The organism is Nonomuraea fastidiosa (genome assembly GCF_042751225.1).
Classification (GTDB): domain Bacteria; phylum Actinomycetota; class Actinomycetes; order Streptosporangiales; family Streptosporangiaceae; genus Nonomuraea; species Nonomuraea fastidiosa.
The window spans coordinates 8,076,761-8,096,261 of sequence record NZ_CP170570.1; the positions used below are offsets into that span (position 1 = coordinate 8,076,761).

The 19,501-nt window shown below is 70.5% G+C and carries 26 protein-coding genes; 15 read left to right on the forward strand and 11 right to left on the reverse strand.

The window, feature by feature from the left end; genetic code table 11:
- The first annotated feature begins 25 nt into the window (after positions 1-25).
- A complete protein-coding gene (locus ACFMQL_RS37350) occupies positions 26-916 on the forward strand; it encodes an ABC transporter ATP-binding protein (RefSeq protein ID WP_364069370.1) in 891 nt (296 codons plus the stop codon).
- Position 917: 1 nt separating this feature from the next.
- Positions 918-1,640: an ABC transporter permease gene (locus ACFMQL_RS37355; RefSeq protein WP_364069368.1), complete on the forward strand. Its 723-nt coding sequence runs from the start codon at positions 918-920 to the stop codon at positions 1,638-1,640.
- Between the two features lie 69 nt (positions 1,641-1,709).
- On the opposite strand, the gene ACFMQL_RS37360 is transcribed toward ACFMQL_RS37355, so the two are convergent.
- Genes ACFMQL_RS37360 through ACFMQL_RS37385 form a run of 6 tightly spaced genes read right to left on the reverse strand, consistent with a single transcriptional unit; the run spans position 1,710 to position 4,252 of the window.
- On the reverse strand, positions 1,710-2,126 hold the full coding sequence (locus ACFMQL_RS37360) for a SchA/CurD-like domain-containing protein (RefSeq protein WP_364069366.1): 417 nt from the start codon (positions 2,124-2,126) through the stop codon (positions 1,710-1,712).
- 14 nt (positions 2,127-2,140) lie between these two features.
- Positions 2,141-2,449 carry an antibiotic biosynthesis monooxygenase family protein gene (locus tag ACFMQL_RS37365; protein ID WP_364069364.1) on the reverse strand — a complete coding sequence of 103 codons (309 nt, stop codon included), beginning with the start codon at positions 2,447-2,449 and terminating at the stop codon, positions 2,141-2,143.
- Between the two features lies 1 nt (position 2,450).
- Entirely contained in the window at positions 2,451-3,197 is a 747-nt protein-coding gene (locus tag ACFMQL_RS37370; RefSeq protein WP_364069362.1) for an SDR family NAD(P)-dependent oxidoreductase, read from the reverse strand.
- Positions 3,194-3,652 (reverse strand): SRPBCC family protein, encoded by a 459-nt coding sequence (locus ACFMQL_RS37375; protein ID WP_364069360.1) that lies wholly within the window; start codon positions 3,650-3,652, stop codon positions 3,194-3,196. The genes ACFMQL_RS37370 and ACFMQL_RS37375 overlap by 4 nt, the downstream gene beginning before the upstream one ends.
- 5 nt (positions 3,653-3,657) lie before the next feature.
- Positions 3,658-3,909 carry a phosphopantetheine-binding protein gene (locus ACFMQL_RS37380; protein WP_364069358.1) on the reverse strand — a complete coding sequence of 84 codons (252 nt, stop codon included), beginning with the start codon at positions 3,907-3,909 and terminating at the stop codon, positions 3,658-3,660.
- A gap of 10 nt (positions 3,910-3,919) precedes the next feature.
- Entirely contained in the window at positions 3,920-4,252 is a 333-nt protein-coding gene (locus ACFMQL_RS37385; protein ID WP_364069356.1) for a TcmI family type II polyketide cyclase, read from the reverse strand.
- Positions 4,253-4,444: 192 nt separating this feature from the next.
- Here ACFMQL_RS37385 and ACFMQL_RS37390 point away from each other — a divergent pair, with 192 nt between their 5' ends.
- Genes ACFMQL_RS37390 through ACFMQL_RS37410 form a run of 5 tightly spaced genes read left to right on the forward strand, consistent with a single transcriptional unit; the run spans position 4,445 to position 8,721 of the window.
- The gene (locus ACFMQL_RS37390) at positions 4,445-5,509 is read left to right on the forward strand and encodes a methyltransferase (RefSeq protein ID WP_364069354.1); all 1,065 of its coding nucleotides are present in this window, start codon (positions 4,445-4,447) and stop codon (positions 5,507-5,509) included.
- Entirely contained in the window at positions 5,494-6,441 is a 948-nt protein-coding gene (locus tag ACFMQL_RS37395) for an NAD-dependent epimerase/dehydratase family protein (RefSeq protein WP_364069352.1), read from the forward strand. The genes ACFMQL_RS37390 and ACFMQL_RS37395 overlap by 16 nt, the downstream gene beginning before the upstream one ends.
- A gap of 56 nt (positions 6,442-6,497) precedes the next feature.
- Positions 6,498-7,838 (forward strand): lipopolysaccharide biosynthesis protein RfbH, encoded by a 1,341-nt coding sequence (rfbH, locus tag ACFMQL_RS37400; RefSeq protein WP_364069350.1) that lies wholly within the window; start codon positions 6,498-6,500, stop codon positions 7,836-7,838.
- A 20-nt stretch (positions 7,839-7,858) separates the two neighbouring features.
- On the forward strand, positions 7,859-8,563 hold the full coding sequence (locus tag ACFMQL_RS37405; protein ID WP_364069348.1) for a sulfotransferase: 705 nt from the start codon (positions 7,859-7,861) through the stop codon (positions 8,561-8,563).
- The gene (locus ACFMQL_RS37410) at positions 8,560-8,721 is read left to right on the forward strand and encodes a hypothetical protein (protein ID WP_364069346.1); all 162 of its coding nucleotides are present in this window, start codon (positions 8,560-8,562) and stop codon (positions 8,719-8,721) included. Before ACFMQL_RS37405 ends, ACFMQL_RS37410 begins: the two co-directional genes overlap by 4 nt.
- A gap of 7 nt (positions 8,722-8,728) precedes the next feature.
- Here the strand turns inward: ACFMQL_RS37410 and ACFMQL_RS37415 are convergent, their stop codons facing one another.
- Positions 8,729-9,268, reverse strand: coding sequence for a hypothetical protein (locus tag ACFMQL_RS37415; RefSeq protein ID WP_378789538.1), 540 nt, complete (start codon positions 9,266-9,268; stop codon positions 8,729-8,731).
- Positions 9,269-9,292: 24 nt separating this feature from the next.
- Complete coding sequence (locus tag ACFMQL_RS37420; protein ID WP_364069342.1) at positions 9,293-9,625, reverse strand: metalloregulator ArsR/SmtB family transcription factor; 333 nt, start codon at positions 9,623-9,625, stop codon at positions 9,293-9,295.
- Positions 9,626-9,727: 102 nt separating this feature from the next.
- On the opposite strand from ACFMQL_RS37420, the gene ACFMQL_RS37425 reads away from it, so the two are divergent.
- The 3 genes from ACFMQL_RS37425 to ACFMQL_RS37435 all read left to right on the forward strand — a co-directional run bounded on the left by ACFMQL_RS37425 (position 9,728) and on the right by ACFMQL_RS37435 (position 11,166).
- Positions 9,728-10,105, forward strand: a complete 378-nt coding sequence (locus tag ACFMQL_RS37425) for a VOC family protein (RefSeq protein ID WP_378789540.1) — start codon at positions 9,728-9,730, stop codon at positions 10,103-10,105.
- Positions 10,106-10,226: 121 nt separating this feature from the next.
- Positions 10,227-10,562 carry an ArsR/SmtB family transcription factor gene (locus ACFMQL_RS37430; RefSeq protein WP_378789542.1) on the forward strand — a complete coding sequence of 112 codons (336 nt, stop codon included), beginning with the start codon at positions 10,227-10,229 and terminating at the stop codon, positions 10,560-10,562.
- A gap of 10 nt (positions 10,563-10,572) precedes the next feature.
- On the forward strand, positions 10,573-11,166 hold the full coding sequence (locus ACFMQL_RS37435; protein ID WP_378789543.1) for a GNAT family N-acetyltransferase: 594 nt from the start codon (positions 10,573-10,575) through the stop codon (positions 11,164-11,166).
- 213 nt (positions 11,167-11,379) lie between these two features.
- On the opposite strand, the gene ACFMQL_RS37440 is transcribed toward ACFMQL_RS37435, so the two are convergent.
- Both ACFMQL_RS37440 and ACFMQL_RS37445 read right to left on the reverse strand, forming a co-directional pair.
- Positions 11,380-12,753: an FAD-dependent oxidoreductase gene (locus ACFMQL_RS37440; protein WP_378789545.1), complete on the reverse strand. Its 1,374-nt coding sequence runs from the start codon at positions 12,751-12,753 to the stop codon at positions 11,380-11,382.
- Positions 12,754-12,849: 96 nt separating this feature from the next.
- Positions 12,850-13,944, reverse strand: a complete 1,095-nt coding sequence (locus tag ACFMQL_RS37445) for an NAD(P)/FAD-dependent oxidoreductase (protein WP_364069330.1) — start codon at positions 13,942-13,944, stop codon at positions 12,850-12,852.
- 84 nt (positions 13,945-14,028) lie between these two features.
- Between ACFMQL_RS37445 and ACFMQL_RS37450 the strand changes: the two genes are divergently transcribed.
- A complete protein-coding gene (locus ACFMQL_RS37450; RefSeq protein WP_364069328.1) occupies positions 14,029-14,364 on the forward strand; it encodes a metalloregulator ArsR/SmtB family transcription factor in 336 nt (111 codons plus the stop codon).
- Between the two features lie 16 nt (positions 14,365-14,380).
- Here ACFMQL_RS37450 and ACFMQL_RS37455 read toward each other — a convergent pair whose 3' ends face one another.
- Complete coding sequence (locus tag ACFMQL_RS37455; protein WP_364069326.1) at positions 14,381-15,220, reverse strand: universal stress protein; 840 nt, start codon at positions 15,218-15,220, stop codon at positions 14,381-14,383.
- Between the two features lie 323 nt (positions 15,221-15,543).
- On the opposite strand from ACFMQL_RS37455, the gene ACFMQL_RS37460 reads away from it, so the two are divergent.
- The 4 genes from ACFMQL_RS37460 (at position 15,544) to ACFMQL_RS37475 (ending at position 19,180) form a co-directional block, all read left to right on the forward strand.
- Positions 15,544-15,819: a DUF4342 domain-containing protein gene (locus tag ACFMQL_RS37460; protein WP_364069325.1), complete on the forward strand. Its 276-nt coding sequence runs from the start codon at positions 15,544-15,546 to the stop codon at positions 15,817-15,819.
- A 190-nt stretch (positions 15,820-16,009) separates the two neighbouring features.
- Positions 16,010-17,086, forward strand: a complete 1,077-nt coding sequence (locus ACFMQL_RS37465; protein WP_364069324.1) for a PP2C family protein-serine/threonine phosphatase — start codon at positions 16,010-16,012, stop codon at positions 17,084-17,086.
- A gap of 60 nt (positions 17,087-17,146) precedes the next feature.
- On the forward strand, positions 17,147-18,043 hold the full coding sequence (locus ACFMQL_RS37470) for a universal stress protein (RefSeq protein ID WP_378789548.1): 897 nt from the start codon (positions 17,147-17,149) through the stop codon (positions 18,041-18,043).
- A 96-nt stretch (positions 18,044-18,139) separates the two neighbouring features.
- The gene (locus ACFMQL_RS37475) at positions 18,140-19,180 is read left to right on the forward strand and encodes a zinc-dependent alcohol dehydrogenase family protein (protein ID WP_378789550.1); all 1,041 of its coding nucleotides are present in this window, start codon (positions 18,140-18,142) and stop codon (positions 19,178-19,180) included.
- Positions 19,181-19,501 lie beyond the last annotated feature (321 nt).

Consider the following 19,501-nt stretch of genomic DNA (forward strand, 5'->3'; position numbering starts at 1 on the left):
AAGCCTGAGGACGAGTGTGGACGCCATGACAGACACCGTCATATCCGTCAAGGAACTGAGAAAATCGTACGGGCAGGTCACCGCCGTCGATGGCTTGGACCTGGAGATTCCCCGCGGCCAGATGGTGGCGATACTCGGCCCCAACGGGGCCGGCAAGTCGACGCTGCTCAACATGGTGCTGGGGCTGCTGAGCCCGGACTCCGGCACGCTGGAGGTCTTAGGCGGCCCGCCGAAACAGGCGGTGGCTCAAGGCCGCGTCGGAGCCATGCTTCAGGAGGCCGACCTGGTGGAGGAGGTCACCGTCGGGGAGCTGATCTCCGCCGTGGTCGCGCTCTACCCGCAGGGCAGGGAGGTCGGCAAGCTCCTGTCGGACACGGGGCTGACCTCGTTGAGGGGCCGCCGGCTCGGCAAGCTGTCGGGAGGCCAGAAGCAGCGGGTGCGCTTCGCGCTCGCCATCGCCGGCTCGCCGGACCTGTACGTCCTGGACGAGCCGACGGTCGGCCTGGACGTCGAGAGCCGCAGGGACTTCTGGCGGGAGGTCGCCTCGCTGGCGGAGATGGGCGGCACGGTGCTCTTCGCCACCCACTATCTGGCCGAGGCCGAGGCCTACGCGGACCGGATCGTGCTGCTGGCCAACGGGCGGGTCGTGGCCGACGGCAGCGTCGCGACGATCCGCTCCATGGTGCCGTTCAGGCTCGTGGAGTGCACGCTGACGGACCCGGACGACGGCAAGCTGAGCGGCCTGCCGGGCGTGACGTCGGCCGAGCTCCGCGGCGAGCGGGTGACGCTGCGTACGACCGACTCCGACGCCACGCTCTTCGCGCTCATGGCGGCCTACCCGGACGCGCACGACATCGACGTCGGCGGCGTGGACCTCGAAGACGCCTTCGTCACGCTCACGCACGAGGAGAACTGACATGCCGGCCTTCGTCCGCCTGGAGCTGATCCGCCTCGTCCGGACGCCCAGCTTCCTGATCTACCTGATCCTTTTCCCCGTCGTGATGTACGTGATGTTCGTTCACGTCCTCAACGTGGGAGGCGACAACCCCGGCGAGGCCAGGGCGTTCTACATGGTGTCCATGGCCACCTACGGCGCGATGGGCATGGCGCTGTTCAGCTCCAGCAGGATCGCGCTGGAGCGGCAGCGCGGGTGGACCCGCCAGCTCGCCGTCACTCCGCTGACGCCACGGGCCTACCTGGTCAGCAAGCTGATCGCCGGCACCGCGGCGGTGCCGGTGGCCGTGGCGCTGGTCCTGAGCTCGGGCCTGTTGCTGGGCGGGGTACGGCTGCCGGCCGTCCAGTGGCTGGCCATCATCGGCCTGCTCTGGGTGAGCTCGCTGCCGTTCGCGGCCCTCGGCGTGGGCATCGGCTATGTGACGAAGCCGGAATCGGCGCAGGGGCTCACCGTGGGCCTGTACTTCGCGCTGGCCATCCTGGGCGGCCTCTGGTACCCTGTCGAGCTGTTCCCCGAGGCCGTCAGGACGTTCGCGGAGCTGTCACCCGCCTACTTCGCCGGCGACCTCGGCTGGCGGGTGGTGGCCGGCGAGCCGCCCACGCCGGGCGGCCTCGGCGCGCTGCTGGCCTGGACCCTCGCCTTCGCGGCGTTCGCGGTCTGGCGCTACCGCAGGGCGACGCGATGACCTGAGCGCGATGAAGCGTGAGCCCCGGGCCTGTCGGGCAGGCCCGGGGCTCAAACGGTTTCAGGGACATCACCGGGGCACGCGCCCGGCCTCCACCTCGGAGCGCAGCATCTCCGCCACCTTCTCCGGCAGGCTGAACTGCTGGACGACGTGCATGGCGGCGCTGTGGAAGTGCTCGATGAAGCCCGCGGGCGTGGAGGTGTCGCGCGGGGTGGCGAGGTAGGGCTGCAGCGCCCGTTCTGTCTCCCGTATCCCCTCCTGGTCGGACATGTGGCGGGCGACGTCCGCCAGCTCGCCCTCGTAGTGGATGACGCGGACGGCCACGTCGTCCTTGACGAACAGCCCGGTGCCCAGCAGCAGCCCGGCGGGCCGTCCCTCCTCGTCACGCAGTATCGGCGAGTCCGGGCGCTTGAAGCGTGCGAAGATCTCGCCGATCTCCCGTTCGTAACCGGCTTTGACCCGATACGTGATCGCCGCGTACGGCATGGCCTCTCCCCTGCCTAGTGCTCCGCTGTGACTTCATAGATCTCGGCGTTGCGGTCGGCGGCCGTACGGAAGCGGCGCAGCGGCTCGGTGACCCGGTGCCGCTCGGGGTCGCCGGCCCAGGCGTGGAAGGCGGCGATGTCCCGCCACTCGCTCATGATCGTATACGTGACCGGTTCCGTCGCCGAACGCCACAACTCGTTGCCGAGCAGGCCGGGAGTCCCGGCCAGCTCGGCGCTCACCCGGCGGTAGGTCTCCTCCAGCTCCTTCTCGTCAGGCGCCGCCGAGTGCCTGACGATGACCCGCACGCGCGGCCCGCCGGCCACGTCACAGACCTCCGTCGACGTTCACGGTCTCGCCGGTGATGTAGGCTGCACCGTCGCCGGCCAGGAAGGCCACCACGTGGGCGACGTCCTCGGGACGGCCGAGCCGGCCGAGCGGGCTGCGCTTGCGGTACTCCTCCAGCCGCTGGTCGAGCGCGGCGTCGGCGGCGTCGCCCGGCTCCACCGTGTCGATGATGCCGGGGGCGACCACGTTCACCCTGATGCCTTTCCCGCCCAGTTCCTTGGACAGGGAACGGGCCAGGCCCATCAGTCCCGCCTTGGCCGCGGTGTAGTGCGCGCGGAGCGGGATGCCGACCAGGGACGCCTTCGATCCGATGTAGATGACGGACGAGCCCTCGGAGAGCAGCGGGAGCACCTCTCGCGTCAGGTAGTAGGCCGAGGACAGGTTGGTGTCCAGGACGCGGTGCCATTCCTCGCCGTCGAGTGCGGCGAAGGGCACATGGCTGATGACGCCGGCGTTGTGGACCACCGTACGCAGGGAGCCGTACCTGGACCGGCACTCGGCGACCAGCCTGGTCACCTGGGCCGGATCCGCGACGTCGGCCTTGAGCACGTGGTGCGTGCCTTCGGTCTCCTTGAGCTCGCCCTCCAGGCGGCCCGCCGCCTCGTCGTCGGAGCGGTAGCAGGTGATGACGTTGGCGCCCGCCCGTGCCAGGTGCAGCACCACGCTGCGGCCTATGCCCCGGGTGCCGCCGGTCACCAGCGCGTTCGCACCCCTCAGCCCGGTCATGCGCTCTCCTCCGCGGCCCGCTCGACCAGGTCCTTGATCCGCTTGAGCTGCACGGCGGAGTTGGCGTTGATGCGCCGGGTCATCGTGCTGTCGTCGACCGGCGCGTCGGGGCGCAGGTGGAAGTGCTGCTCCCACCTCATCTCGATCCCGCCGGGCACCTCGCGATAGGACCAAAAGATGTTCATGTACTCGAAGGGGCCGGGCTCGACGCGCCTGGCCCGCACCGTGCGCGTCCGCGGATCGGGGGTGCGCTCCGACACCCAGCTCCACTTCTTGCCGTTCTCGTCGGGGTGCATGGTCAGCCGGAACCGTACGGTGGGGCCGTCCTCGGACAGGATCTCCGCGCTCTCGTACTCGCTGAACAGCGATGGCCACGAGCTGACGTCGTTGGTCATGTCCCAGACCAGCTCCATGGGCGCGGCGATCACGATGGCGTTCTCGGTGTGCCCTGCCATGCCCGTCACACCCCCAGCCGGGTGTTGACCAGTTCGATGACGTCGGCGGGTCCCCGCAGCTTCTCCGTCTCGTCGTCGTCGACGCGTACCCCGTACTCGTCGCTGAGCCGTACCGACAGTTCGAGGATGACCAGCGAGTCGTAGCCCAGCTCCTCGAAGGTCTTGCCGGTCAGGTCGCCTTCGAGATCCGCGGCATCGTCCTGTCCCGCGCACCTGCGCAGCAGGGTGCGCAGGTCGTCCATGGTGAACTCGCGCATTTTCCGCCTCCTAAACGTTCCGGCTCTCTGCGGTCCAGCGGTAGAACGGGCGCGCCATCGCGTCTTTCGGCTCGCTCCATCCGGGGTCGTAGGGCGAGATGTGCTTGGCGAGCCGCTGGTTGATGTCCTGGTAGAGGGGATGGCTGCGCGCTTTGTAGAGGTTGCCGGCGATGTCCTGATCCGCCTCGACCAAGTGGAAGTACAGGTCGTGGAAGGTGAACAGGCTCCGGGCCGAGACACCGATCATGTGCGGAAGATCGGTGGCGTCCGAGTCGGCGAAGATCGCGGCGACGTCGTCGGCGCGCGCTGGGTCCATCCGGGCGACGATCAGCGTTCGATGCATCGTGCTCCTTCGCGGTTTGGGGCGGCAGGTCAGGGTCAGGACAGCGAAAACGGCTCGTGCGCAGCTCGAAACCCGCTGATACGGGCCGCGCCCCGATCGGCTGGCGCGTTCAGCGGCTCTCGAGCGGAGCGGCGTAGGAGTTGCTGGGAGAGGCTTCGCGCCGTCTTGATTCCGCGTCAGGAGGTTCAGACCATGGGAAAGCGGCTATCCGCGCCGGTGGGCGTCGTCGGCCCGCCCGGGGCGGCCAGTCTTCCGCCGCAGGCCAGGCTGCTGACGATGACCAACGGTCTGCGCATATCACACGTCCTGTACGCCGTCACCGCGCTCGGGATCGCCGACCACCTCGCGCAGGGCCCGCTGTCGACCTCCCGGCTGGCCGAGGTCGCCGGTTGCGCTCCCGACCCGCTCGGCCGGCTGCTGCGCGCCGCCGCCGCGGTGGGCCTGTTCGAGCGGCTCGACGGCGGCGAGTGGGCTCTCACGCCGCTGTCGGAGCCGCTGCGCGAGGACGCGCAGGACAGCTTGCGCGACGCGGTGCTGTACGCGGGCCACGAGATGACCTGGCGCCCCTATGGCGAGCTGGTCAACGTGGTGCGTTCGGGCGGCGGGCCCGCCTTTCCCCAGGTGTTCGGCGCGTCGTTCTACGAGTACGGCAAGACCGATCCCGCCGCCGGCGCGCTGATGAACCGGGCGATGCGGCGGCTGTCGCTGACCACCGGCCATGCCCTGCTGGACTCCTGCGACCTGAGCCGCTTCCGGTGCGTGGCGGACCTGGGCGGCGGCCTGGGCAGGTTCCTCATCGAGGTGCTGAAGCGCAATCCCGGAGCCAAGGGCGTGCTGGTCGACCGGCCGGACGTCATCGAGCAGGCCCGCCGGGCCCTGGCCGGAGTGGAGGACGCCCGGCGGATCACCTTCTCGGCCGGCGACTTCTTCAGCGGCGTCCCCTCCGGCTGCGACGCCTACGTGCTCAAGAGCGTCCTGCACAACTGGGACGACGAGCGCGCGAGCGTGATCCTGCGAAACGTGCGCGAGGCGATCGGCGAGGACGCCACGGCCCGCCTGTTCGTCTTCGAGCAGCTCATCGGCCCCCCGAATCAGTGGGACAACGGCGCTTTCATGGACCTCGACATGCTGCTCAAGTTCGGCGGCCGGGTGCGGGACCTGCAGCAGTGGCGGCGGCTGCTCGGGGAGTCCGGCTTCGAGCTCGACAACGATCCGCGCCCCGGCGCTTGGACGGTTCTGGCATGGCGACCCTGCTGAACGGTCCGGCGCTGAGCGCCCCCGTCGCGGTCATCGGCGCGACCGGTTTCATCGGATCGCGGCTGGTGCCGGGCCTCCGTGCCGCGGCGATCCCCACGTTCTCCTTCGGACGGCACTCTCCCTACCTGCGCGGCGGCCGCGCGACCGAGGGCCTGCTCAGCGCGCACACCGTCTTCTACCTGGCGACGAGCATCACCCCGGCGGTGGCGGAGCGGCATCCCGACCTGGTCGAGGCCGATCGCGCCGCGTTCCTGTCGCTGCTCGACGAGGTCGGGGCGACCGGCCGGCGGCCCGTGGTCGTCCTGACCAGCTCGGGCGGCACCGCCTACGACCCGGACCATCCGGCTCCGTATTCCGAGGACTCGCCGGTCAGGCCCACCAGCCGTTACGGCGTCGCCAAGCTCCGCCTGGAAGAGGAGCTTCTGGCCAGGCACGAGACGATCAGGCCGGTCGTGCTGCGCCTGTCCAACGTCTACGGCCCCCGCCAGCGGAGCTGGAACGGGCTCGGCGTGATCCCGCACTGGCTGGAGGCCATCGCGGAAGGGCGTCCGCTGCGCATTCTCGGCGACCCGGAGACCAGCAGGGACTACGTCTACGTCGACGACACGGTGGAGGCGATGATCCGGGTGCACCTGGTGGCCTGCTCCCCGGACGGCGAGCTGCCTCCGGTGCTCAACATCGGTTCCGGCGTGCCGGTGACGCTGCGGCGCCTGCTGTCCGTGCTGACGGAGGTCATCGGCTTCACCCCGATGACCGAGCAGTGCGAGCCGCGCTCGTTCGACCGGCCGGCCTGCTGTCTCGACGTGCGCCGGGCGGCCAGGACGCTGGGGTGGCGGCCGCGGACGCCGCTTCGTACGGGGCTGGAGGAGGCGTGGTGGGCCGCACAGGCGGAGTTCTCACGAGGCCGCTCCCAGCTGTTCTCAAGGCGATAAGGGCAAATGTTGACGGCGCTCCCACGGCGCCCGGCAATCACAGGAGGCGCAGCGCAATGATCCAGGACACCGAGGCTTCCTTCCTCGACCAGATCCGCCGGCACTACAGGGACTCCTCTGGTGACCCGCCGTTCGTTCCCGGGAGGACGCCCATCCTGCCGTCCGGCGCCGTCCTGGACGAGGACGACCGGATGGCGCTGGTGGAGGCCGCGATGAACCTGCGCATCGCGGCGGGCAGGACGGCGCGCAAGTTCGAGAGCGCCTTCGCCAAGGTGGTCGGTTGCGGCAGGGCGCACCTGACGAACTCCGGCTCGTCGGCCAACCTGCTCGCGATCAGCGCGCTCACCTCCCCGCAGCTGGGCGAGCGGCGGCTGCGGCCCGGTGACGAGGTCATCACGGCCGCCACGGGCTTCCCGACGACGGTCAATCCGATCCTGCAGAACGGGCTGGTCCCGGTCTTCGTCGACGTGGATCTGGAAACCTACAACGCCACGCCGGATCGCATAGAAGCGGCCATCGGTCCTCGTACGCGGGCGATCATCCTCGCACACACCTTGGGCAACCCGTTCCAGGTGGCGGAGGTTGCCGAGCTCGCCAGGAAGCACGACATGTGGTTGATCGAGGACAACTGCGACGCCGTCGGCTCCTTGTACCGGGGCCGCCCGACGGGCTCCTTCGGCGAGCTGTCCACGGCCAGCTTCTATCCCGCGCACCACATCACCATGGGCGAGGGAGGCTGCGTCGCGGTCAGCAACCCGAAGCTGGCACGCATCGTCGAGTCGTTCCGGGACTGGGGACGCGACTGCTGGTGCGAGCCGGGCGAGGACAACCGCTGCCTCAAGAGGTTCGACTATCAGCTCGGCACCCTGCCGCTCGGCTACGACCACAAGTACACGTTCTCTCACGTCGGTTACAACCTGAAGAGCACGGACCTGCAGGCCGCCCTGGGGCTCACCCAGCTCGCCAAGCTGCCCGCCTTCGGCGAGGCGCGCCGGCGCAACTGGCGCTACCTGCGTGAGGGGCTGGCGGACCTGGACGAGTTCATGATGCTGCCGGTGCCGACGCCCGACAGCGACCCGAGCTGGTTCGGTTTCCTGCTCACCCTCCGGCCCGAGTCCGGCCTGCAGCGCAGAGACCTGCTGAACTTCCTGGAGGCGCGCAGGATCGGCACCCGGCAGCTCTTCGGCGGCAACCTCACCAGGCATCCGGCCTACGCCGACCAGAAGTTCCGGGTCTCCGGCGAGCTGACCAACAGCGACATCATCACCACGCAGACCTTCTGGCTCGGGGTGTATCCCGGCATCACGCAGCAGATGGCGGATTACATGATCGAGTCGCTGCATGAGTTCGTCCAGGAGCACCTGCGCGCTCCCGCGACGGTCGCGCTCCGATCCTGAGGACTTGCGATCCACGGGCCATGAACCGGTTGAAGTTCGATTCGATTCTCGTCGTCACCTACGGCCGCAGCGGCTCCACTCTTCTGCAGGGCATACTCAACACCATCGACGGGTGCCTCATCCGCGGGGAGAACGACAACCTGTGTTACGGGTTGTTCCAGGCGTATCAGAGCGTGCTGACGTGCAAGCGGCAGGCGCCGTACAACCGCACGGTGAGGGACCCGTGGTGGGGCTGCGACTTCGACGAGGGCACCTTCTTCTCGGCGTCGAGGTCCCTGGTCGAACGGCTGCTGCTGGCCGGCTCCGCTCCCGGCTCCGTCTGCTGTTACGGCTTCAAGGAGATCCGGTACGACGAGTTCGACCGCGCCACCCTCTTCCGGTACCTGGGCTTCCTCGAACGGCTCTTCCCGAACCCTGCACTCATCTTCAACACCAGGGAGCACCGGGATGTCATGGCCAGTGCCTGGTGGCGCGATCTCGACCCCGGCACGGCCCGGCTCCGGCTCGCCAGGGCTGAGGAGAACTTCCGGGCCTACGCGGCGGCCAAACCCAACTGCTTCATGATCGATTACCGGGACACCTCCCAGGCTTCGCCCCGCCTGCGCGAGTTGTTCGCCTTCCTCGGCGCCGACTACTCGGCCGCGGCGATCGGCCGGGTCCTCGGGATCCGGCACAGCTACCGCCCCGCTCAGGAGCGGATCAGGCAGCTACCCGCCTACCGGTGACCGGCCGATCGACCAGGCGGCGCCGTCCCGGCTGGGAGTACTACCTTGACCTGCCGGCGGCCTCCCGCGACGGCTCCGCCAAGCCGGAGTTCGACGAGTACTACCCCGCGATGAAGGCGTACTACGAGAACCTGACCCCCACGAAGCCCAAGAGGTAAGCGAGCGCTACTGGTCGGCGTAGGGCTTGAAGAGCGTGTCGTACTCCAGCCACGACTCGTTGAGCAGCTCGCCGCGCACCTCACCCTTGACGATTCTCAGGAGCAGGTCGGTGGTGCGCAGGTCGTACCTCTCCCAGACGTCGCCGTTCCGGTCCGAGATCCGGATCGGGTACGCACCGGAGGCCGCCGCGCGTGAGATCTGCCAGTAGAGCGTGACCCCTGCGCCCGTGGAGGCCCAGGGCAGCAGCCCGGCGTCCGGGTCGAGATCGTCGGGCGGTGCCACGACCTCGTCCTCGAACAGATCCTGAAGCTGTTCGGACTCCAGGCGTGACCGTTCGAGATCGACGTGCCTGAGACCGGGGCCGGGCTCGGGGACGTGGAGTCGCAGGCAGCCGAGCCAGAGCCCGCCGCCCCCTGCGTCGAGCAGCTCGCGGTAGTCCTGCGGCACGGACGCCCCGAGGCGGCGCTCGACCCGCCCCCAGTCGAACGGTTCCGCCGGTGGCGCGGGACGCGCCGCCTCGATCAGCTGCTGTACGGCGGTGGTCATACGGGTGCGCTCCTCAACGCTGTCTCAAGCACCGTTCCGGTCGTCCACCGGCGGCGGGGTGGTCGAGGCGAGGATCGAGGTCAGCACGCCCGGGAAGCGCTCCTCCAGATCGTCACGGCGCAAGCTCATGAAGCGGGCCTTGCCCTCCGCGCGGGTGGACGTCAGGCCCGCTTCCCGCAGGATGCGCCAGTGGTTGGAGAGCGTGGAGCGCGGCACGTCCATGTGCGGCGGGCTGCACGGCACCTCGCCGCCGGCCGCCATCAGGCGTACCAGCTCGAGGCGGACCGGATCCCCGAGCGCGTGGAGCACGGCGGCCAGATCCAGGTCCGCCGTCTTCGGCTGAGGTTGCGATCGCATCCGGCTCTCCTGCTCGGCGACGAGTTTGACGCTTCGGAACGGCCCCAGTGTAGGGTTCGCTTCGTCAATTCGGGAAAATCGAAATGATCAAGAGGTGCACCGATGGCGGTACGCGCTACCTACGCCCGCATCTACGTTGACGATCTGGACACCGCACTGCCCACCTTCACGGCCCTGACCGGCACGCAGCCGGACCTGCGCTTCACGTACGGAGATGTCGAGCTGGCGAGCATCGGTGGTTGCCTCCTGGTCGCGGGCGCCCCGCAGGCGCTGGCTCCGTACCGTGATGTGCAGGCCACCGCCATCGTCGACAGCATCGACGACGTCTTCGCGATCGTCGCGAAGGAAGGCGGCGAGACGCTCGACGGCCCCAACGACGTCCCCACCGGCCGCAATCTGACGGTCCGCCATCCCGGCGGCGCGATCGTCGAGTACGTCGAGGTCGACGCCGCCAAGCTTCAGGCACTGCCGGGACAGTGACCCGGCCATGACCGGCCGGCCCCGGAAGGGCTCGCGGGAAGGCGGCCACCGACCGCGATCCGGCCGGTCCACGCTCCGGAGGCTTCCCCATTCCTCCTTCATCGAATATCGTCGATTGTCGATGAAGGAGGAGAAAGGGCCGTTGCCCCGTGCGGCGGCTGAGGAGTACGCGAGCTGGTTCAAGGCGCTGGCCGACGCGACGCGGATCCAGATCGTGTCGTTGCTGGCACGGCGGCGCGAACCGATGAGCGTGGGCGAGATCGTGGCCGCGTCCGGGGTGGGGCAGTCCACGGTGTCGCATCACCTGAAGATCCTGTCCGAGGTGCGGTTCGTGCTGGTGGAGCGGCAGGGGACGTCCAGCCTTTACCGGATCAACGAGAACTGCGTGAGCTGCTTCCCCACCGCGGCGGACGTGGTGATGGGCAAGCCGGTGCCGCCCGCGCCGGTCTGTGAGTGAGGAGATCTCCATGACGGACGACATCACCGCGCTTCCCGCCGATCTCGCGTGCGGCGATCCGGGTGCCGTCGCGGAGCTGCGTACCGGCCAGGCTCGCATGGGGCCGGGCATGGAGATCCGGCCGATGCGCGACGGCGACGCGGCTGAGGTGCTGGCGATCTACCAGGCCGGGCTGGACACCGGCGACGCGAGCTTCGAGACCGTCGCGCCGAGCTGGGAGGTCTTCACCGCGAGCCGGCTGCCGCATCTGCGGTACGTGGCGGCCGACGCCGATTCGGGCGAGGTGCTCGGCTGGGTGGCGGCCTCGCGGGTCTCGGCGCGGAGCGTCTATGCCGGGGTGGTCGAGCACAGCGTTTACGTCCACCCCGGCTGCCAGGCTCACGGCATCGGCCGCGCCCTGATGACGGCGTTCATCGCCGCATGCGAGAACGCCGGCGTGTGGACGATCCAGTCCGGCATCTTCCCTGAGAACGCCGCCAGCCTGGCCCTGCACAAGGCGCTCGGGTTCCGCGTCGTCGGGACCCGCGAGCGCATCGGCCGCCATCACGGCGTGTGGCGGGACGTGCTGATGGTGGAGCGGCGCAGTCCGGTGGTCGGAACCTGATTTCGTTCCTTTCGGGAACATCGTGCGGCCTGTTGTGGTTACATGGATCGTGGCCGGTGTGCCCAGTGTCCCCGGGCCTCACCTATTGCCTTCGCGGACTACCGTTCGGCTGGAGCCGCGTTGAGCCTTTCGCCGAGAGGCGACACGCACACCGGTACGCATACGTGAACGAAGGCCCTCGCCGATCCGGCGGGGGCCTTCGCGCTGTTCACGTCACCCGCAGCAGCCGCCTTGGGACGTCGCCAGCGGGAGCGGGGTGCCGCCGATTCCGGCGGAGAGGCTGACGCGCTGCTCCTGGGCCTCGGCGAGGCTGGAGGAGCACACGCCGGTCTCGGGCAGGTCGAGCTGTACGTTCCTGGCAGCCTCCCGGTCTCCGGCGAGGGCGGCGACCACCGAGCGGGCCTGTTCGTAGCCGGTGGCCAGCAGGAACGTGGGGGCGCGGCCGTAGCTTTTGACGCCGATGGCGTAGTAGCCGGGCTCGGGATGCGCCAGTTCGTCCGCGCCGTGCGGCGGGACGGTGCCGCAGGAGTGCTGATTGGGGTCGATGAGCGGGGCGAGTGCGCGGGTGGAGCCGAGGACGGGGTCGAGGTCGAGGCGGAGCTCGGCGGCGATGGTGTGGTCGGGACGGTAGCCGGTGGCGGCCACGATGCGGTCGGCGAGAACCGACTGTTCGTGTCCCGAAGGGGTGCGGCTGATCACCCGTGCCCGCGTGCCCTCGCGTTCGATGGCGTGGGTGAAGAAGCCGGTCAGCAGGCGGATGCGGCCGCTGTCGACGTGGGCGTGCAGGCGGGTGCCGAGCGTTCCCCTCGCGGGCAGCGCGTCCGCTTCGCCGCCACCGTACGTACGGGCGGCGCTGCTCGCGCGGATCGCCCAGGTGATCGAGGTGTCCTCCAGCTCGGCCAGGCCGAGCAGGGTGGTGGCGGCCGAGTGACCCGCGCCGATCACCAGAACGTGCCTGCCCTCGTACCGGTCGCGGTCCGCGCCGAGGACGTCGGGCAGCGCGTGGTCGATCAGATCACCGGCGTCGGCCTCGCCGTGGGCGGGCAGGCCGGACGCGCCGAGGACGTTCGGGGTGGCATAGGTGCCGGAGGCGTCGATGACGGCGCGGGCGTGCAGCTCGCCGCCGTCGGCCAGGCGGATCAGGAACGGCGCCTGCTCGCGGCCCGCCGTACGGACGCGGTCGTAGCCGAGCCTGCTGATCGCCGTCACCTTCGCTCCGGTACGGATCCGGTCGCCGAACAGTTTGGCCAGCGGAGCCAGGTAGCAGTCGATGAGCTCGGCGCCGGTGGGCAGCCAGTCGGGGTCCGGCGCGCTCCAGCCGTCGGCCTCCAGCAGGCGGCGGGCGGCGGGGTCGATGTCGTACGTCCACGGGCTGAACAGCCGTACGTGCCCCCACTGGGCGATCGACGCGCCCGCCCGCTCCCCCGCTTCCAGCACCACGAAGTCGAGGCCGCGTTCGGTGAGATGGGCCGCCGCGGCCAGGCCGATCGGGCCTGCCCCGATGACGGCGATGGGCAGGTCATCGGGCTGCCGGGCCTGGCGGCTCGGCTCCCGCTCGACGGGGGCGGGACCGCGGCATCCGCTCATGGTGCTTCTCCTCATCGGCAGTTTGCTTCGAAAGATATCTAAGCAGCGCTCACCGGCAGCATGCCCGTCGAATTAGAGAGATGTCAAATTAGATGTTCATCTAAATAGCGAGGTGCGAGCGCCCTGACGAGCTCCGCGCACTTGGCGGGTCAGCGCGGCGACGACGCGACGGGCGTCCGCCCCGACTCCGCGCAGCGTGTTGGATGACGGCGTACGCTGCCACTCGAGTCCCAGGTAGCCCAGGCCGGGATGGGTCGGCGACAGGCCGCGGCGCTGGCGCGGCCGCCCCTCGGCGTCCAGCGCGCCCATGTCGGCGAGGTACGGCAGGTCCGGCAGGTACCCGGTGGCCAGCAGCACCGCATCGACCCGCTCGCGCCGGCGGTCGCTCCAGATCGCGTGATCGCCGTCCAGCCGGGTGAACATCGCCCGCCGCACGTAACGACCCTCGCGCAGCGCCCGGCGGTAGCGGCCGTCATCGAGGACGGGCGACGGCGGCGGCATCTGCGCGCGGGCCAGGGGCAGCCGGTCGAACCCGGTGACGCGGAACCAGAAGTGCAGGTCCCGGCCCAGCGGGCGCTGCTCGACGAAGCGGATGGGCGCCCGACTGACCAGCGTCACCCGGCGTTCGGCGGCCAGCTCGTACGCGATCTGGACCGCCGAGTTGCCCGCCCCGACCACGACGACGTGCTCGCCCGGCAGCGAGGACGGCGAGCGGTAGTCGGCGGCGTGCAGCACCGGACCTCCGGTGAAGGTGTCCAGGCCGGGGAGGCCGGGCCGGTGCGGGCGGCCGAAGGAGCCGCTGGCCGCGATGACGGCCGGGGCGGTCCACTCCTGCCCATCGGCCAGGCGTACGAGGAAGCCGCCCGCGCTGGGCTTCACGGCGCTGACGCGGGAGCCGGTGCGCAGCTCGGCACCGCGCTCGACCAGGGCGGTGGCGTAGCGCTCCAGGTAGGCGACGACCTCGTCTCGGTGCGGGTAGCGTTCGGGGTCGCCGCCGAAGGGCATGCCGGGCAGGCTGCTGTAGCGGGCGGGCGAGAACAGGGTGAGGCTGTCGTAGTAGCGCGGCCATGATCCGGCCGGGCGGTCCGACGCCTCCAGCAGCACGGGCCGCAGGCCCTGCTCCAGGGCGGCGTGCGCGGCGGCCAGGCCGGACTGCCCGGCTCCGACGATCAGGATGGAGTCGTTCGGCATGCGGCAGAACGTACCGTCATTTTCTAATATGTCAATAATTTGGTACGAGGGGTAAGCTGCGGGTGGTATCGGGAGGGAGCAGGCATGAGCGAGACCACGACACCGTCAGAGGCGACAGCGGGCGCCACGTGCGCGCCGCGGCTGCCGCAGGCCGCTCAGGACTTCCTCAAAGCCCTGGCCAACGAGAGCCGTCAGCAGATCATGCTGCTGTTCGCCCAGGGCGCCGAGCTGTCGGTCAACCAGGTCGCCGAACGCGCCGGCATCAGCCAATCGGCCGCCTCCCAGCAGCTCGCCCTGCTCCGGCGAGGCGGCATCGTCACCTCACGCCGCGCCGGCAAGGAGGTGCTGTACCGGGGCGACCGCGACAGCGTCGCCCGCATCCTCGACGACCTGCGGGACTACCTGCGCTTCTGCTGCTGACGGGCTGGGCAGGCGATCACGCGTCCTTCTCGGCGGGAGGACGGACCACGGCGACCGGGCAGGTCGCGTGGTGCAGGACGGCGTGGCTGATCGAGCCGAGCAGCGCCGAGGCGAAGCCGCCGCGCCCGCGCGAGCCGACCACGACGAGGTCGGCGGTCTCGGCCGCCCTGACCAGGGCGGTGGCGGGGTGGTCGCACTGCTGCTCGTCGGTCACGACCAGGTCGGGGTTGCCGGTGCGCCAAGGCTCGACCAGTTCGCGTGCCCGGCGCGGCAGTTCCTCCATGATCTGCTCGACGAGCTGACCGTAGGCGACGCCGTACGGGGAGAACGGCGGCACCTGCCAGGCGGTGACCACGTGCAGCCTCGCCCGGCGGCTCCTTGCCTGCTCGACGGCGTACTCCATGGCCGCCCGCGCGTGATCGGAGCCGTCGTAGCCCACCACGACGCGGCCGTGCTCCACCGGGTGCGGGGCGCGGACGACCACGACCGGTCCGGCCGCGTGCCCGGCCACCGCGGTGCTGACGGAGCCGAGCAGCATGCCGGTGAACCCGCCGAGGCCGCGGCTGCCCAGCACGATGCTGTCGGCCGTCGTGGACTCGGCGATCAGCCGCTCGACGACGTTGCCGGTCAGCAGCTCGGTCGTCACCTTGACGCCGGCGGCGAGGCCGTGGGCGATGTCGGCGGCGGCTTCGAGCGCGCCCTCGCAATATTCGACGCCCTGGTTGTGCGACCACTGCTCGCACACGTGCACGATGCGCAGGTCGAGCCCGCGCCGCGTGGCGTCGTCGGCCGCCCATTCCACCGCCGCCGCTGCCGCGGGCGAGCCGTCCGCGCCGACCACGATCTGCTTCGACATCGCCCTCTCCTCACCGTTCGATCCCTCACTTTCAGCTTCCATCGAGGCTGGTGAACGGCGCTGCGGGAGGAGGTCACGGGAGCGTGTGCCTTTGGTCCCGGATCGTGCGGTACGCAGGTCCCGCCCCTCCCGTCGGGCCGGCCCTTCGTCACGGCGGCGCCGGGACGTTCGCCCCTGTCTCCTCGCCTGGCTGACGAGGTGGGGTGGAAGGAGAACGTTGAAGGGGGCTGACGATGCAAGCCAAGCGGTGGACGCAGCGCGACATCAGCGCGGTGGCCGGCTCGCCGGTGCCGGGCCGTTCATGGTGATAGGGGGACGTCGCCATGAGCGTCGCCGAGCATGGCCTCACCAGCGGGAGGCTCGCCGACACGGTCAAGACGCTGCTGCACGAGGGCAAGGTGCGGCGGATCATCATCAGGGACGCGCGCGGGCGCACGGTGCTGAACGTTCCGCTGACGGCGGGGGCCGTGGCGTTCGTGGCGGCGCCGTTCCTCACGGTGGTGGCGGGATTGGCCGCTGTGGCCGCCCATTGGACCATCGACATCGAGCAACCGGCTCAGGAGGTGGAGAACGGGCTCAGGGCGGACGCCGAGCGGTGACGCCGCCGGGGCCCGCCTGATACGGCGCGCGGCCCCAAGCCTTCCCCTGCGGGCCCCCAAGTCCTGGTCACGGCAGCTCGGTGCGCATGTTCACCACGGGTAAACAGAAGATGTGGCATACGGGGACAACCCGCACATAGGGAGACAGAAACCGACGCACAATCGTGCGCTGGCCGTCATCCCGCTCGGCATGATCGCGGTGATCACTGCCGCCGATCTGCTGTCCCCCAGCCGCATCCACTTCGGGGCCTTGCTGGTGGCGGCGCCCGCGATCTCGGCGTCCTTCGCCGGTGCCGGGTTCACCGCCGTGATCGGGCTGCTCGCGCTGGCGGGCGAGGCGTTCATCGCCCTCCAGAGCGGGACGCTGGGCACCGACAGCATCAAGGCCGAACTGGCCGCCATCGCGGTGGTCTCGGTGTTCGTGGTGCTGTTCTGCCACCTGCGGAACCGGGAGAGACGGGTCCTGGCGCAGGTGCGGTCGGTGGCGGAAGCCGCGCAGCTGGCCTTGCTGCGTCCGCTGCCGGGGGCGCTCGGGCCGCTCCGGCTCGCCAGCGTCTATCTGGCCGCCGCGGCGGAGGCCCGGATCGGCGGGGACCTGTACGGCGCGGTACGCACCGCGCGCGCCACCCGCCTGCTCATCGGCGACGCCCGCGGCAAGGGGCTGCCGGCCATCGCCGATGCGGCGGCCCTCGTGGGCGCGTTCCGCGAGGCGGCCCGCCGGGATCTGTCCCTGGCCGAGCTCGTCGCGGATCTGGAGGACAGCGCCGAGTTCACCCCGTACCGGTTCGCCGAGGAGAGCCCGGCGGAAGAGGAGAGCTTCGTCACCGCGGCCGTGCTCGAGTTCCCGGATGATGAGCCGGTGCTCAGCGTGGTGAGCTGCGGCCATCCGCCGCCGCTGCTGATCCACCACGGCGAGGTCATCCTGTTGCCGTGCGATCCTCCGGCCCCTCCCCTGGGCCTGGGGGACCTCAGCAGCCAGCGGTTGTGTGTCTGTTCGTTCCGGTTCGAGCCGGGGGATCTGCTGCTGCTCCACACCGATGGCGTCACCGAGGCGCGCGACGCCTCCGGCGTCTTCTATCCGCTGCAGGAACGGGTCGCCGCCTGGACGCAGGAGACCCCGGAAGGTCTGCTCAAGCGGCTGTGCGACGATCTTCTCGACTACACGGGCGGGCGGCTCGACGACGATGCCGCCATGGTCGCGGTTCACCGCCTGCCAACCGGGAAAGCCGCGGCAAGCGAGACAGACCAACACTTTTCTCACCTGTGACGCTCATCCAGGGACCTATGGGAAGGGGCAACCGGCGAGGCCAGTCCCTGGAGGAAGTCAGTGAGCGGTGAGCGTCCCGTTCTGGTGGGCTACGACGACTACCCCGAGAGCCGGGACGCGCTGGTGTGGGCGGTCGAGGAGGCCCGGCTGCGCGGGCTGCCGCTGCTGGTCTGCCACGCCCTGCACTGGCCGTACCTGCCGAGGACCGTCCCCCAGGACGTCTTCCAGCAGATCGAGCACGTCGCGCTGAGCATCGTGGAGGAGGGCGTGCGCCGCGCCAAGGAGCTCGCGCCAGAGCTGGACGTGCAGTCGATGCTGGGCAGCGGCACGCCGTCGGCGGTGCTTCTGCGCGCCGCATCCGAGGCGGAGCTGACGGTTCTGGGAGCGCGCGGTCAGGGCGGGTTCGAGGGGCTGCAGGTGGGGTCGGCGGCGGTGCAGGTGCCCGCGCACAGTTCCAGGCCCGTGATCGTGGTACGGCCGTCGCCGCATCGGCCGAGCGGCGAGGAGGCGCGGATCGTGGTCGGCCTGGACGGCTCGCCGCCCAGCCTGGCCGCCTTCGACTTCGCGCTCGACGAGGCGGCGCTGCGCGGCTGCACGGTGTCGGCGCTGTGCTGCTGGACGGACTGCGGGTCGGCGTCCTGGCAGGAGCCGCTGCCGTTCGTGAACTCGCACGCCCTGCGCACCGGCGCGGAGGCCCGCTTCCGCGAGGTGGTCTCGCATCTGGCCCGCAGGCGTCCGGACGTGACGGTGTTCACGGAGTTCGTGACCGAACGGCCGCAGCGGGTGCTCATCGATATGGCCAGGGACGCCACGCTGCTCGTGCTCGGCAACCGGGGCAACGAGTGCCCGCCTTGCATGCTGCTCGGGCGGGTGACGCAGACGGCGCTGCTGGAATCGTGGTGTCCGGTGGCGGTGACCCCGGCGACCGTGCTGAATCCGCGCATTCCGCCGGGTTGAGCCTGCCGGGGTCCAATGCTCTGACCTGCGGGACCTTCGTCCCTGGCCGCGTACGGGCGGCGCGGGCGAGCGTGGGGGAACCGACGAGGAGGCACGATGAAGGCGCTCATCTACGAGGGGCCGGGCCGGCGTTCGTGGACGGACGTTCCCGTTCCTCGCCCGGCCGAGGCGACGGACGCGATCCTACGGGTGGACGCGGTCACCATCTGTGGCACCGACCTGCACATCCTGAAGGGCGACGTGCCCGCCGTGCGGCCGGGGACGATCCTCGGGCACGAGGCGGTCGGCACGGTGACGGAGACCGGTGCGGCGGTGACGGCGGTCAAGCCGGGAGACCGGGTCTTGGTGTCGTGCATCTCGGCGTGCGGGCGCTGCCGCTACTGTCGCACGGGCGCGTACGGCCAGTGCCTGGGCGGCGGCGGGTGGATCCTCGGCCACCGGATCAACGGCACGCAGGCCGAGTACGTGCGCGTCCCGTTCGCCGACACCTCCACCCACGTGCTGCCCGGCGGGGTCTCCGACGAGGCGGCGCTCATGCTGGCCGACATCCTGCCGACCGCGTACGAGGTGGGCGTGCTCAACGGCCGCGTCCGTCCCGGCGACACGGTCGTGATCGTCGGCGCGGGACCGATCGGCCTGGCCGCGATCACCACCGCGCAGCTCTTCACTCCGGCGCACATCGTCGTGGTCGATCTGGCGCCGGCCCGGCTGGAGGCCGCCAAGCGGCTCGGCGCGGACGTGACCGTCGGCGCCGGTGACGACCCGGCCGCCGCCGTCGGCGACCTGACCGGCGGGCTCGGCGCGGACGTCGCCATCGAGGCCGTGGGCGTCCCGGAGACGTTCGAGCTGTGCACGAGGCTGGTGCGCCCGGGCGGTCACGTGGCCAACGTCGGGGTGCACGGTCGACCGGCCACGCTGCACCTGGAGGACCTGTGGATCCGCAACCTGACCATCACCACCGGCCTGGTCGACACCTTCTCCACGCCGGACCTGCTGGAGATGGTCGCGGCCGGGCGGCTGGACCCCACCGGGTTCATCACGCACCGCTTCACGCTGGACGACATGCCGGCCGCGTACGACGCCTTCGCCGGCGCGGCGGCGACCGGTGCGCTGAAGGTGGTGCTGTCCCGGAGCTGACTTCCTCGCGGGGATTTCGGCCTCCTTCAGCACGCCAGGCACGGACCACCGGCACGGCCGGACTCGCCGCGTCTCGCGGAGGGTAAGGAGCCGAAGGGGAATCCGGCTGCCCCAGACCCCGGCGGTCCACGCCGCCCAGCCGCACGTCGGTCTCGGAGGAGCCGAGCTGCCTGACGGCCTCGGTGTAGCGGTCGGTGATCTGGCTTCGCTGGGCGGTCTCCACCGTGCGGGCGGTGTACCACAGACCCCGGCCGGTGAACCGACGCCGCCGATCACCGCCGTGGCCAGGCCCGCGCCGGCGAGCCGCCACCGGATGCGGAG